Here is a 12,689-nt window from a genome sequence, read left to right as displayed (position 1 = left end):
CCTCCCGGAAGGACGCCCTCCGGAAGGACGCCCTCCGGAAGGACGCCCTCCGGAAGGACGCCCTCCGGAAGGACCCCCTCCGGAAGGACCCCCTCCGGAAAGACAACCCGGAAAGACCACCCCTTCGGAAAGACCGCCCGCCCCGGAAAGCAGGACATCTCCCGCAATGACCACTCTTCGCGAATACCTGTCCCACAAGCGCGAGGCGCTGCTGGCCCGGCGCGCCGCGCCGTCGGGCGGCCCCGTGCCGCTGCACGCCCACGTCACCGCCGAGGGCCGCAGCGGCGTGCGCCGCATCAGGATCAGAGACTTCCAGATCATCAGCGACAGCGGCCCCGACCTGGCGGGTTACAGCCTCGGCCCGGGCTCGCCGGAGCTCCAGGCCGGTGTGCTGGGAAGCTGCGTCACCCACATCTTCCTCATCAAGGCGGCGGAGCTGGAGATCCCGCTCGACTCGCTCGAAGTCGACGTCCAGGCCCAGTACGACCCGCGCGCCCAGACGCCGGACGCCACGGACGTCCCCGTCCACCCGTACGACTTCCGGTACGAGGTGCGCCTGTCCTCGCCCGCGCCGGACGAGGAGCTGGCCCGGCTGCACGCCGAGGTGGAGCGGGTCTGCCCGATCCTCAACCTGATCAGGAACCCGGTGGCGATCAGCGGCTCCCTCACCCGGGTGGAGGCAGCCGCCTGACCGGCCAGGGCCGGACGGCCGGGAGGGCAGCGGCGCCGGTCACCCGGGCACAGGCGACCAATCGATCAGGAATGAAGAAGCGCCGGGCATGGAGCTCTCCGTAGCGTTGTCTCCACGGGGATCACCCCCGAAGAACGAAGGAGACAAGGCATGAAGGCGCACGTCAGTTCCATCCTCCTCGCCGTCCGGGACATGGACCGGGCCAAGCAGTTCTACACCGAGGGGCTCGGCTGGAAGATCAAGAACGACTACGGCATCTCGGTGTTCTTCGAGTCGGACGGAGCCTCGCCCGTCGGCTTCTACGGCCGTGAGGGCCTGGCCGACCAGGTGGGCACGAGCCCGGAAGGCAGCGGCTTCAGCGGGCTGGTGCTCACGTACGTCGTCCGCAGTGAGGCGCGGGTCGATGAGATCATCGCGGAGGCCGAGAAGGCCGGCGCCACGATCCTCAAGCCCGCCGGCGCCCTGCCGTGGGGCGGGTACGGCGCCTCCTTCGCGGACCCGGACGGCTACGTCTGGAGTCTCGGCTACAGCGCCCAGGGAGCGGACCAGCCCTACGCCGAGTAGCCGCCGAGGTGACCCGGCCCACCAGCGGAGCCCGCGCCCGACGCGAAGCAGATCGTGCAGGCGAGCCGCCGACGCCGCCGGCGGGCCCGCCGGCACGCGGAATCCGAGGGCGTACCCGACCCCCCGACCGGCCGATCGGCCGGCGCGGTCGTCCGGCCGGACCGTTTGACCGATCCCTCGGCCTCGAAGGCAGGGGTCATGACGTTCCGCCTCGTCAACATGGGTCCTCACACCCTGACCGGGAGGCAGGTCATACCGGGGCACATCCGGATGTCACCACAGTGGCACCCGGCGTGATTGAAAGGCTTCGGACGCGGGAGAATGGTCGTGCCGGCATGGTCGCGCCGCGCATCGTCGTCGTGAGGATTCCCGTGATGTCACCGCCCCCCGCAGGGTCGGCGTCCCCGTCGATCCGCTTGTTGCTGGTCGAGGATCACGACATGGTGGCCGAGGCGATCGGCCTGGCCCTGGGACAGACGGACGGGGTGGAGGTCGTGGGGCGGTCCGCGTCGATCGCGGCGGCGGTGGCCGACACGGCGCGGTTCAAGCCGGACGTGGTGCTGCTGGACCGGCGGCTGCCGGACGGCGACGGGATCTCCGCGATCGGCCGGCTCATGGCCGCCGCCCCGGAGGCGCGGGTGCTGGTCCTGACGGGCGAGGCGTCCGCGTCGGCCGCCACCCGGGTGGCCGAGGCCGGCGGGGTGGGCCTGGTGCTGAAGTCGTCGGCGCTGCACGAGCTGGAGGCGGCGGTGCGGCAGGTGGCCGGGGGCGGGGTGGCGTTCGCGCCGGAGTTGCTGGCCGGCGTGCTGGACCGGCTCACCGGCAGGATCCGGCTCGCGGGGGCGGGGCTGACGGCGCGGGAGCGGGAGACGCTGCTCCTGCTGGCCGAGGGGGCGAGCACGGTGCAGATCAGCGAGCGGCTCGGCGTGGCGCACAACACCGCCCGCAACCACATCCAGCGCGTCCTGGAGAAGCTGGGTGCGGGCTCCAAGCTGGAGGCGGTCGCGATCGCCCGCCGCGAGGGCCTCATCGACTGACGCAGATGCACTACTCGTGACGCCGCGACTGCACCAGACCGGATGGAGCCGGTGACTCTCGTGACACCGGCGTACACAGGCGATCCTGAGAGGATGGGTACAGAGGGTTCGGTGTATGCGGTTGAGCACCATCTGACGGACGAGCTCGACAGCATCACGATGGCCCGCGACCTGACCCGGCGGGCGCTGGCCGAGAGCGGATACACCGGCCTGCACGACGACGCGCTCCTGGTCGTCTCCGAGCTGGTGACCAACGCACTGGTGCACGGCGCCGGCGCGCCGGTGCTCCACCTGGTCGTCGGCCCCTCCCGGGTGCGCATCGAGGTCCGCGACTCCAGTCCCCGGCTGCCCGAGCCGCGCGAGCCCGGACCGCAGAGCGGCTGGGGCCTCAACGTCATCGAGCGCCTGTCCATCCGCTGGGGGTCCATTCCCCAAGGGGACGGCAAGGTCGTCTGGTGCGAGCTGGCCGCCGTTCCCGCCCCCGTCTGGGCCAACTGACATCTGGGCGTGCGAAGCTGCACTATGCCTGAGTCAAGCCCCCCCGAGATCACCCAGACCGACTACCGGCTGTTGGTGCAGAACGTCGTCGACTACGCGATCTTCATGCTGGACCCGCGAGGCCGGATCGTGAGCTGGAACGCGGGCGCGGAGCGGATCAAGGGGTACCGGGCGGAAGAGATCATCGGGCGTCATTTCTCGGTGTTCTACCCGCCTGAGGACGTGGCGGCGGGCAAGCCGGCTCATGGGCTGGTGGTGGCCGCGGCGGAGGGGCGGCTGGAGGACGAGGGCTGGCGGGTGCGGGCCGACGGCACGCGGTTCTGGGCGAACGTGGTGATCACGGCGTTGTACGACGACACCGGCGAGCTTCGCGGGTTCGGCAAGGTGACCCGCGACATGACCGAGCGGCGCATCGCCGAGCGGGCCCTCCGGGAGAGCGAGGAGCGCTTCAGGCTGATCGTGCAGAACGTCGTCGACTACGCGATCTTCATGCTGGACCCGCAGGGCCGGATCGTGAGCTGGAACGCGGGCGCGCAGCGGATCAAGGGGTACCGGGCGGAAGAGATCATCGGGCGTCATTTCTCGGCCTTCTACCCGCCTGAGGACGTGGCGGCGGGCAAGCCGGCCCGTGAGCTGGTGGTGGCCGCGGCGGAGGGGCGGCTGGAGGACGAGGGCTGGCGGGTGCGGGCCGACGGCACGCGGTTCTGGGCGAACGTGGTGATCACGGCGTTGTACGACGACACCGGCGAGCTGCGCGGGTTCGGCAAGGTGACCCGCGACATGACCGAGCGGCGCACCGCCGAGCGGGCCCTGGACGAGCGCAGCAGGCTGCTGACCCACCTCGTCCACGCGCAGGAGATGGAGCGGCGCCGCATCGCCTGGGACGTGCACGACGACACGATCCAGTCGATGGTGGCCGTGGGGATGCGCCTGCAACTGCTCGCCGACCAGTTGGAGGGTGAGCACGCCGTGGGGGCCCTGCAGCTCAACGAGACCGTGTCGGCGGCCGTCCACCGGCTGCGCGACCTCACCTTCCGTCTCCGGCCGCCCGGCCTCGACCGGGACGGGCTGGTCGAAGGGCTGACCTCGTACCTGGACCAGGTGGTGACCGGTGCGGGGCTGACGTACACGTTGCGGCACGAGCTCGACCGGGAGCCACCCGCCGAGACAGCGATCACGATATTTCGGATATGTCAGGAGGCGCTGAATAATGTCCGCAAGCACGCACAGGCGAAGGCGGTGACCGTGTCCCTGGCCTCCAGTGGCCACGGCGTGCTGACGCGGGTGGCCGACGACGGCGTCGGCGTCAGTGACCCCGCCGGCCTCCTCGCCGTGCCCGACCACTTCGGCCTCATCGAGATGCGCGAGCGCGCCGAGATGGCGGGCGGCTGGTGGAGCATCCGCGGCCGGCCGGACGACGGCACGACGGTCGAGTTCTGGGTGCCCGCACTGGCCTCGGGCGGTGAGGACGGTCGCGTATGACCGGGCGGGACGGTCGTACGCCGGCGGGCGCGCGGCTGACCGTGCTCATCGGCGACGACGAGCCCATGATCCGTGACGTGCTCAGTGAGGTGCTCCAGGCCGAGCCCGACCTCAGCGTCGTCGCGCTCGCCCAGGACGCCGAGGAGGCCATCGCCCTGGCCGAGCGCCACACGCCCCGCGTCGCCATCCTCGACGTGCGGATGCCCGGCGGCGGCGCCCACGCGGCCCGGGTGATCCGCGACCGCTGCCCGGGCACACGCGTCATGGCGTTCTCCGCCTACGGCGACTCCGGCGCCGTCGAGGAGATGCGCCGGGCAGGCGTCACCGAGTACCTCCTCAAGGGCCTGCCCAACATCGAGATCGTGGCGGCCGTGCGCCGCGTCGCGGCGGACCGCTGAAGCCCCGCCGCGGGGGCGGATCGCCCGCGCGCCGCGACCTGTCGTGTCCGGCCTGTCGTGCCGGGCGGCCGGTCCGGGCCGCCGCCCGGGGACACGCGCCGCTGTCACGGGCAGCCTTGGAGGGCCCGTGGGGGATTTTGACATGAGATATCCCTGTCGTACCTTGGTGAGCGGAGGGGAGTACCCGAAACCGTCAGGGTCGTCAGTACGGCGAGCCCCGAGGCCCGTCCGGTCCTGACGCCGTCTCGCGCGCGAGAGCCGTGGGAGGGCGGGGAGACCTCCGGCCGACGACATCGGACCGGAGGTATCTCGTTGGACGTCCCCTTCTGGGCCTGGCCTGCCGTGCTGGGCGTGATCGCCGTCATGCTGGCGATCGACCTGTTCTCCCATCGGCGTGCGCACGCGGTCGGCGTGCGCGAGGCCGCGTTCTGGTCGGCGATCTGGATCGCGCTCGGCCTGGCCTTCGGCGCCGTGATCTGGTGGCTGTGGGGAGCCGAGCTCGCCGGGCAGTACTACGCCGGCTACCTCATCGAGAAGTCGCTGGCGGTCGACAACGTCTTCGTCTTCGCGATCATCTTCAGCTACTTCGCGGTCCCGGCGCGCTACCAGCACCGCGTGCTGTTCTTCGGGGTGCTGGGCGCGCTGGTGTTCCGCGGCGTGTTCATCGCCGCCGGCTCCGTGCTCATCGCGAGCTTCTCGTGGGTCCTGTACGTGTTCGGCGCCTTCCTGGTGCTGACCGGGATCCGGATGGCCCGTCACCGGGACGAGAGCATCGATCCGGGCAGCAGCAGGACGCTGCGCCTGTTCCGCAGGCTGATCCCCGTCACCGACGACTACCACGGTCAGCGGTTCCTGGTGCGCCAGAGCGGCCGCTGGGTGGCGACGCCGCTGCTGGCGGTGCTCGTGCTGGTCGAGGTCAGCGACATCGTCTTCGCGGTGGACTCGATCCCGGCCGTCTTCGCGGTCACCTCGGAGCCGTTCCTCGTCTTCACCTCCAACGCCTTCGCCATCCTCGGCCTGCGGGCGATGTACTTCATGCTCGCCAGCCTGATGCACCGGTTCACCTACCTCAAGCTGGGCCTGGCGCTGGTGCTGGTCTGGGTGGGCGTGAAGATGCTGCTCCTGGAGGTGTACAAGATTCCGACGGCTCTCTCGCTGGGGGTGGTCGCCGCGATCCTCGTCACCGCGGTCACGGCGAGCTTGCTGCGCTCCCGCGGTCAGGACAACGGTCAGGAGGAGCGGGAGGAGGCGGTCAGCGAGGCTGTGGAAAGGTGATCGGCTCGCCGATCATCATGCGCTCGAACGTCTGCCGCATCGAGTCGGCGTCGTTGAGGTGCGGGAACGGCTCCGCGGGCGCCTCGACGCCGAGGAAGCCGCACAGCGGCTCCCACCCCTCGCGCACGTCGAACACGAGCAGGCGCTTCGCGGGCACGTCCGCCTTGACGGCGGCCACGTGCCGCTCGAACGCCTCGACGGCGTACTCCTCGTCGGGTATGCCCTGCCCGAAGCTCCAGCCGGGGCCGAAGTACGACCGCCCGATGGCCTCCAGGACCGGCCCCATCCGGCCCATGCCGGTGAGCATCGCGCGTACGGGCTCAGGAAGCTCCTCGAACGGCCGGCCGTTCATGGTCGCCGCGGCGGCCCCGGGACCGGACAGGAGCATGTTGATGCTCGGATACCAGGAGCGCGGGTCGCGGACGGTCAGCACCACCTTCGCGTCGGGATAGACCTCGGCCAGCTCGCGCCAGTAGTGGCTGGCCGGCCAGTCCTGCGCCGACCGGTACCCTCCCGCGAACACCCGGTCCCACCCTTCCCGGTCGCGGACCTCGCCGGCCGTGACCGAGTGCCACCGGTCCACGTGGTCGGGATGGGTCATGACCTCGAACATGTGATAGCACGGGCCGAAGCCGAGGCGCTCCAGCGCCGCCTTCATCGAGGTCGTCCCGGTACGCGGCAGACCCGCGCCGATGACTTCGAGCATGTCCCTCTCCCTCGCCGTGGTCGTCGGCATGACGACCTCACGCCAGGTCGGCGCCCGCCAGAATTCAACGCCCGTAGATTTTCGGCCGACCTGAAACTTTCAACCACCGGGCACCCCGCGCCGACCCCGCCGAACAGGACAAACACCCGCGATCTCCCCGGCCGCCGCATGGCCGGGACGGGCACGTTCCTACAGCTCAGAGCATCCACGTTGATACCTTGCCCCGGATCGCGCGCCCCCCGCCGGCACGCCTCCCGCGATCCCCCCACCGGCTCATTCGGAACCCGAAAGGCCACCACCGTGAAGTTGCTCCCGCGCCCGCTCCGCGGACGTGCCGCCCTCGCGATCGGCGCCGTCGCCGCGCTCACCCTCGGAGGAGTGGCGGTCATCCCCGCCGTCACCGCCGCCGCCGCAACCGGCTGCGCCGTCACCTACACGGCCAGCACCTGGCAGGGCGGCTTCAGCGCCAACATCTCCATCAAGAACCTCGGCGACCCCGTCAACGGCTGGACCCTCGGCTTCACCTTCCCGGACTCCGGCCAGAAGGTCGTCCAGGGCTGGTCGGCCACGTACGGACAGAACGGCGCCGCCGTGACCGCGCGCAGCCTGAGCTACAACGGCTCACTCGCCACCAACGCCTCGACCACCATCGGCTTCAACGGGAGCTGGACGGGCGCCAACCCGGCGCCCACCTCGTTCACGCTCAACGGCGTCACCTGCACCGGCTCCACGACCCCCGGCCCGACCCCCACCGTGACCCCCACGGTGACCCCGACCGTCCCGCCGCCCACGGACGGCACCCCCGTCGGCATCAACGGGCAACTGCGCGTCTGCGGCGTCAACCTCTGCAACCAGTACAACAAGCCCATCCAGTTACGCGGGATGAGCACGCACGGCCTGCAGTGGTTCGCCAAGTGCTACAACACCGCCTCCCTCGACGCGCTCGCCAACGACTGGAAGGCCGACCTGCTCCGGATCTCCATGTACGTCCAGGAGGACGGCTACGAGACCAACCCGCCGGCCTTCACCGCCCAGGTCAACAACCTCGTCGACATGGCCGAGGCGCGCGGGATGTACGCCCTGATCGACTTCCACACGCTGACCCCCGGCGACCCCATGTACAACCTCGACCGCGCCAAGACGTTCTTCGCCGCCGTCTCCACCCGCAACGCCGCCAAGAAGAACGTCATCTACGAGATCGCCAACGAGCCCAACGGCGTGAGCTGGTCGACCATCAAGAGCTACGCCGAGCAGGTCATCCCCGTCATCCGCGCCAACGACCCGGACGCCGTCGTCGTGGTCGGCACCCGCGGCTGGTCGTCGCTGGGCGTGTCGGAGGGCGGCAACGAGAGCGAGGTCGTCAACAACCCGGTCAACGCCGCCAACGTCATGTACACCTTCCACTTCTACGCCGCCTCCCACGGGGACTCCTACCGGGCGGCGGTCAGCCGGGCGGCCACCCGCATCCCGCTGTTCGTCACGGAGTTCGGCACGGTGACCTACACCGGCGGTGGCACGGTGGACCTCGCCAGCACCACGACCTGGCTGAACCTGCTGGACCAGTACAAGATCAGCTACGCCGACTGGACGTACTCCGACGCCGACGAGAGCAGCGCCGCCTTCAAGCCGGGCACCTGCTCCGGCAGCACGTACGCGGGGACGGCCGTCCTGACGCAGTCGGGCACGTACATGCGCGACCGCATCCGCACCCCGGACGCCTTCCCGACCGGCTGACCACGCCGCCGCGAACGGGCCCGCGGAGGCTCGGCTACACGCCGAGGGCCGTCTCCGGCGGGCCCGTGTGGCCGACGCGGCGATACCACTCGTTGGCCAGCATCTGGGCGCGTGCCTGCTCGGGCAGGCCGGTCAGCAGGGTCATCGACGCGCCGCGACCCACCTCCGACGCGTGCGCGTGCATGGCCTCCCACTTGCGCTCGGCCCATCGCCCGACGTCGAGCCGCGTGGTGACCTGCTCGTCCGGGACGCCCGGCAGCGTCTGGCCCGGCTCCGGGTCCGTCCCGAACACCGACCGCCAGTGCGACACCACGACGGAGCGCGGAACGGTCGACAGGTAGAGGGCCCGGGGCCGCCACGGCTCGCCCGTGCCGGGGTGGAGCTGGTCGTACCCGGCCGCCTCCACCGCGGCCATGGTGACCCGGTGCGCGTGGACGTGGTCGGGATGCCCGTAGGAGCCGTACGCGTCGTAGGTGAGCACCACGTCCGGCCTGAACCGCCTGATGTGCCCGACGACCCGTCCCACCGCCTCGTCGAACGGCACGTCCAGGAACCGCGGGGCGCCGGGAGCCGACTCGGGCTTGTTCGCGTCGGCGTAGCCCAGCAGCCTCGGCTCACCCGCGCCGAGGACGCCGAGCGAGCGCTCCAGCTCCCCGGCCCGCACGGTCCCCTCGGCCCAGGTGCACGTGACGACGGCCGTCCTGGCGCCCTCGTCGGCGTACCTGGCCAGCGTGCCGCCGGTCCAGATGGCCTCGTCGTCGGGATGGGCATGGACGCACAGCACTCCGAAGCCCGCCACTGCACCCTCCTCGATGATCACGGGCGGCCATCGTAGCGCCGGGACTCAGCGGAGGCGGGCGATCAGGGGAGCGTCGACCACTGACAGGCGCGTTCGAGCGTGCCGTAGGGCGGGAACTGGTCGACGAGCTGGGTGATGACCAGCAGCCGGGCCATGATGCCGTGCACGCCGATCAGGCGTAGCCCGCCGCCGCGGGCCTCGGCCTGGCGCTGGCAGTTGATGAGCTGCCAGAGCCCGCTGGAGTCGCAGAAGCTCAGCCCGGCCATGTCCACCACGATCCTGGGCCGCTCGGCGGACAGCGGCTCGCCGAGGGCATCGGCCAGCAGGTGCTGCGTGCTCATGTCGAGCTCGCCCGTCAGGTGGACCACCGCGACATCGCCGTGCCGCTCCGTCCCGATCGCAAGGCGTGTCATGTCGCCGCCTCTCCGTCGCTGCGTCGGTGCCGTCGCCGTCGCGACGGGCACCAGCGGGGATCCTGTCCAGCGTATCCGCACGTCCGAGCCGCGCTCCAGGTCGTGGCCCAACTGAGACGGTCGTCGCCCTGGAACTTCAGCATTTCGGTACGTTTGGCGACATGTCACTCGCCCCAGCCACCCCCTCCGAGGCGATCCGGCCGGTGACCCGCAGGCTCGCCTGGCTGGACGCGCTGCGCGGCGTCGGCGCCCTGGCCGTGGTGGGTGAGCACCTGCTCACCTGGTCCATGCCGTGGCTGCGGCCCACGCAGTTCAACCTCGGCGTCTACGGCGTGCTGGTCTTCTTCATGGTGAGCGGGTACATCATCCCGGTCTCGCTGGAGCGCGGCGGCGACGTGCGGGCCTTCTGGATCGGCCGCTTCTTCCGGCTCTACCCGCTCTACCTCGCCGTCCTGGGGCTGATGCTGGCCCTGTCATGGTGGATCCCCGTCCGCCAGGAGGTGCCGCGCGAGCCGCACGCGGCCGCCGCCCACGCCACGATGCTGCTGGACGTGGTCGGTGTCGGCGGCGTCGTCAACACCATGTGGACGCTGTCGTACGAGATGGTCTTCTACCTGGTGGTCGCCGCGCTGTTCGCCATCGGGGCGCACGCGGGCCGTGGCCTGATCGCGGTGGCGCTGGGCGCGGCGGCGCTGGTGGCCGGCGTCACCATGTCCTCGGCGCCGCTGTCGGGAGCGTGGCCGGCGTGGATCTCGCTCGGCGTCTTCGCCGCCGGCATGGCGTGCGTGCTCACGGGGCGGCTGTCCACGCTCGCCTCCTGCGTCCTGGGGGTGATGGGGCTCGCGCTGCCGCTGCTGAGCAGCCGGGTGCCGTGGTTCGGGCTGGCGATGCTGGCGGTGATGTTCGCCGGCACCGCGATCCACCGGTGGGAGCGCGGCTCGGGCTCCCTGTGGCCGGTCGCGCTCACCCTGGCCGCCGTGGCCGCCGTCCCGATCTGGGCGATCAGCGCCGGCTGGTGGTGGGTGCGACCGGACGTGTGGATCACCACGATCGCCCTGGCCGCCGCCACCTTCGCCGGCGGCATGGCGTTACGCGCCCGCCGCCTGCCCGGTCCCCTGACCTGGCTCGGGGGCATCAGCTACTCGCTCTACCTGACGCATCTCCCGATCCTCCTCGTGATGATGGAGCTCCTGGGGGAGCGGCGCTGGTCCCCCCTGCCGCACCAGCTGGCCACCGTGGCGGCCGCCCTGCTGCTGATCCTGCCGGCCAGCCGCCTCACCCATCGCCTCATCGAGCAGCCCATGCAGCGTCTCGGCCGGCGCCTGGCCCGCGGGAGCTCGTCAGAGCCGGCCCGCTGAGGATTCGAGCGGGCCGGCCCCGTCGAAGATCTCCTCGCGGGCGGCGACCGCGGACAGGTCGTCGGGCTGCAGCTCCGCCGACATCTCGGCGTGCACCGTCGTCCGGTAGCGGTCCGTCTCCCGCCTGATGTCCTCCTCGTCCCAGCCGAGCACGGGCGCGATGAGCTCCGCCACCTCGGACGCGACGCCGATGCCCCGGTCACGCTCCTCGATGGAGATGCGGGTACGGCGCACCAGCACGTCCTCCAGGTGCAACGCCCCCTCGTGGGTGACGGCGTACACCGCCTCCGCCCGGAGGTAGTCCGCCGCCCCGGTCAGGGGCTCGCCGAGCGAGGCGTCCGCCTCGATCAGCTCGATGAGGTCCTCGACGGCCGAGCCGTAGCGCCCGAGCAGGTGCTCGACGCGGGCGACGTCGATGCCGGCGCGCGCGGCGAGCCGGGTGCGGCCGTTCCGCAGCGCCTCGTACCCCTCCGCCCCCAGGAGCGGCAGCCGGTCCGTCACCGACGGCGGCACGGCCGCGTCCAGCTCCCGTACGGCCACGTCCACGGCGTCCTTGGCCATGACCCGGTAGGTGGTGTACTTCCCGCCGGCGATGACGACGAGGCCGGGCGCGGGCCGGGCGACCGTGTGCTCCCGGGACAGCTTGGCGGTGTCGGAGGCGTCCCCGGCCAGCAGCGGCCGCAGGCCCGTGTACACGCCGTCGATGTCCTCGTGCGTGAGCGGCGTGCCCAGCACCTGGTTGACGTGGTCGAGCAGGTAGTCGATGTCGGCCCGGCTGGCCACGGGACGGCCCTTGTCGAGGTTCCAGTCGGTGTCGGTGGTGCCGATGATCCAGTGCCGTCCCCACGGGATGGTGAACAGCACGCTCTTCTCCGTACGGAGGATCAGGCCGGTGTGGAGGGTGATCCGGTCGCGCGGAACGGTGATGTGGACACCCTTGGACGCCCGGACGCGCAGGCCGCCCTCGTTGCCCGCCAGCTGGGCGGTCTCGTCGGTCCACACGCCGGTGGCGTTGATCACCTGGCGGGCGCGCACGACGATCTCGCGGTCGCTCTCCAGGTCGCGCACCCGGGCGCCGGTGACCCGAGCCCCGTCGCGCTCCAGCGCCGTCATACGCGTCCGGGTCGCGACGGCCGCCCCGTACCCGGCGGCGGTGCGCGCCAGCGTCATCGCGAACCGCGCGTCGTCGACCTGCGCGTCGTAGTACTGCACCGCGCCGATGAGCGCCTCCGGGTGCAGGGAGGGCGCGGCGGCCAGCGCGCGGCGCCGGCTCATGTGGCGGTGGCGGGGCAGGACGCGCCCGCCGTCGAGCATGTCGTAGAGGGCGATCCCCGCGCCGACGTAGAACCGCTCCCACAGCCGGTGCCGCAGCGGGAACAGGAACGGCACCGGGCGCACCAGGTGGGGCGCGAGCCTGGTCAGCAACAGGCCGCGTTCCTTGAGGGCCTCCCGGACCAGCTTGAAGTCGAGCTGCTCCAGGTAGCGCAGACCGCCGTGGACGAGCTTGCTCGACCGGCTCGACGTGCCCGCCGCCCAGTCCTGGGCCTCCACGAGCGCGACGGAAAGGCCACGGGACACCGCGTCGAGCGCCGCGCCGGCGCCCACGACGCCGCCGCCCACGACCAGGACGTCGAACTCGTCGTCGCCCATCCGTCGCAACGTCTCCGCGCGGTACGCCGGTCCCAGCGGTACAGATGTCACAGTAAAGCTCCTCATCTCAGAGAATCGTGCGGG

The 12,689-nt window shown here is 71.4% G+C and carries 13 protein-coding genes and 1 pseudogene; 9 read left to right on the top strand and 5 right to left on the bottom strand.

Annotated features, from left to right (window positions below):
- Window positions 1–16: 16 nt before the first annotated feature.
- Window positions 17–196 (bottom strand): annotated as a pseudogene (locus ABZS51_RS10640) (hypothetical protein); the annotation flags it as partial.
- Here ABZS51_RS10640 and ABZS51_RS10635 point away from each other — a divergent pair.
- From ABZS51_RS10635 to ABZS51_RS10605, 7 genes are all read left to right on the top strand, one after another.
- Entirely contained in the window at window positions 167–691 is a 525-nt protein-coding gene (locus ABZS51_RS10635) for an OsmC family protein (protein WP_355438497.1), read from the top strand. The pseudogene ABZS51_RS10640 and the gene ABZS51_RS10635 sit on opposite strands and share 30 nt — an antisense overlap.
- A gap of 150 nt (window positions 692–841) precedes the next feature.
- Window positions 842–1,255 (top strand): VOC family protein, encoded by a 414-nt coding sequence (locus ABZS51_RS10630; protein WP_355438495.1) that lies wholly within the window; start codon window positions 842–844, stop codon window positions 1,253–1,255.
- Window positions 1,256–1,629: 374 nt separating this feature from the next.
- Window positions 1,630–2,292 (top strand): response regulator transcription factor, encoded by a 663-nt coding sequence (locus ABZS51_RS10625; protein WP_355438493.1) that lies wholly within the window; start codon window positions 1,630–1,632, stop codon window positions 2,290–2,292.
- 111 nt (window positions 2,293–2,403) lie between these two features.
- The gene (locus tag ABZS51_RS10620) at window positions 2,404–2,790 is read left to right on the top strand and encodes an ATP-binding protein (RefSeq protein ID WP_355438491.1); all 387 of its coding nucleotides are present in this window, start codon (window positions 2,404–2,406) and stop codon (window positions 2,788–2,790) included.
- 24 nt (window positions 2,791–2,814) lie between these two features.
- Window positions 2,815–4,272: a PAS domain S-box protein gene (locus tag ABZS51_RS10615; protein WP_355438489.1), complete on the top strand. Its 1,458-nt coding sequence runs from the start codon at window positions 2,815–2,817 to the stop codon at window positions 4,270–4,272.
- Window positions 4,269–4,670, top strand: coding sequence for a response regulator transcription factor (locus tag ABZS51_RS10610; RefSeq protein ID WP_355438487.1), 402 nt, complete (start codon window positions 4,269–4,271; stop codon window positions 4,668–4,670). The genes ABZS51_RS10615 and ABZS51_RS10610 overlap by 4 nt, the downstream gene beginning before the upstream one ends.
- A gap of 312 nt (window positions 4,671–4,982) precedes the next feature.
- On the top strand, window positions 4,983–5,945 hold the full coding sequence (locus tag ABZS51_RS10605; protein WP_355438485.1) for a TerC family protein: 963 nt from the start codon (window positions 4,983–4,985) through the stop codon (window positions 5,943–5,945).
- Here the strand turns inward: ABZS51_RS10605 and ABZS51_RS10600 are convergent.
- The gene (locus ABZS51_RS10600) at window positions 5,923–6,651 is read right to left on the bottom strand and encodes a sulfotransferase family protein (RefSeq protein ID WP_355438483.1); all 729 of its coding nucleotides are present in this window, start codon (window positions 6,649–6,651) and stop codon (window positions 5,923–5,925) included. The genes ABZS51_RS10605 and ABZS51_RS10600 overlap by 23 nt on opposite strands.
- 300 nt (window positions 6,652–6,951) lie before the next feature.
- On the opposite strand from ABZS51_RS10600, the gene ABZS51_RS10595 reads away from it, so the two are divergent.
- A complete protein-coding gene (locus ABZS51_RS10595; RefSeq protein ID WP_355438481.1) occupies window positions 6,952–8,385 on the top strand; it encodes a cellulase family glycosylhydrolase in 1,434 nt (477 codons plus the stop codon).
- Between the two features lie 34 nt (window positions 8,386–8,419).
- Here ABZS51_RS10595 and ABZS51_RS10590 read toward each other — a convergent pair whose 3' ends face one another.
- Together ABZS51_RS10590 and ABZS51_RS10585 are read right to left on the bottom strand one after the other, a co-directional pair.
- A complete protein-coding gene (locus ABZS51_RS10590) occupies window positions 8,420–9,205 on the bottom strand; it encodes a PIG-L family deacetylase (RefSeq protein WP_355438479.1) in 786 nt (261 codons plus the stop codon).
- Window positions 9,206–9,246: 41 nt separating this feature from the next.
- Window positions 9,247–9,597 (bottom strand): STAS domain-containing protein, encoded by a 351-nt coding sequence (locus ABZS51_RS10585; RefSeq protein WP_310707921.1) that lies wholly within the window; start codon window positions 9,595–9,597, stop codon window positions 9,247–9,249.
- A 161-nt stretch (window positions 9,598–9,758) separates the two neighbouring features.
- On the opposite strand from ABZS51_RS10585, the gene ABZS51_RS10580 reads away from it, so the two are divergent.
- On the top strand, window positions 9,759–10,955 hold the full coding sequence (locus ABZS51_RS10580) for an acyltransferase (protein WP_355438476.1): 1,197 nt from the start codon (window positions 9,759–9,761) through the stop codon (window positions 10,953–10,955).
- Here ABZS51_RS10580 and ABZS51_RS10575 read toward each other — a convergent pair.
- Window positions 10,938–12,605: a glycerol-3-phosphate dehydrogenase/oxidase gene (locus ABZS51_RS10575; RefSeq protein WP_355438599.1), complete on the bottom strand. Its 1,668-nt coding sequence runs from the start codon at window positions 12,603–12,605 to the stop codon at window positions 10,938–10,940. The two genes, ABZS51_RS10580 and ABZS51_RS10575, sit on opposite strands and share 18 nt — an antisense overlap.
- Window positions 12,606–12,689 lie beyond the last annotated feature (84 nt).

The sequence above is a fragment of the Nonomuraea sp. NPDC005501 genome (assembly GCF_040605905.1).
Taxonomy (GTDB): domain Bacteria; phylum Actinomycetota; class Actinomycetes; order Streptosporangiales; family Streptosporangiaceae; genus Nonomuraea.
The sequence above is the reverse complement of the archived record's forward strand: the minus strand, read 5'-3'. Positions and strand labels throughout refer to the sequence as shown.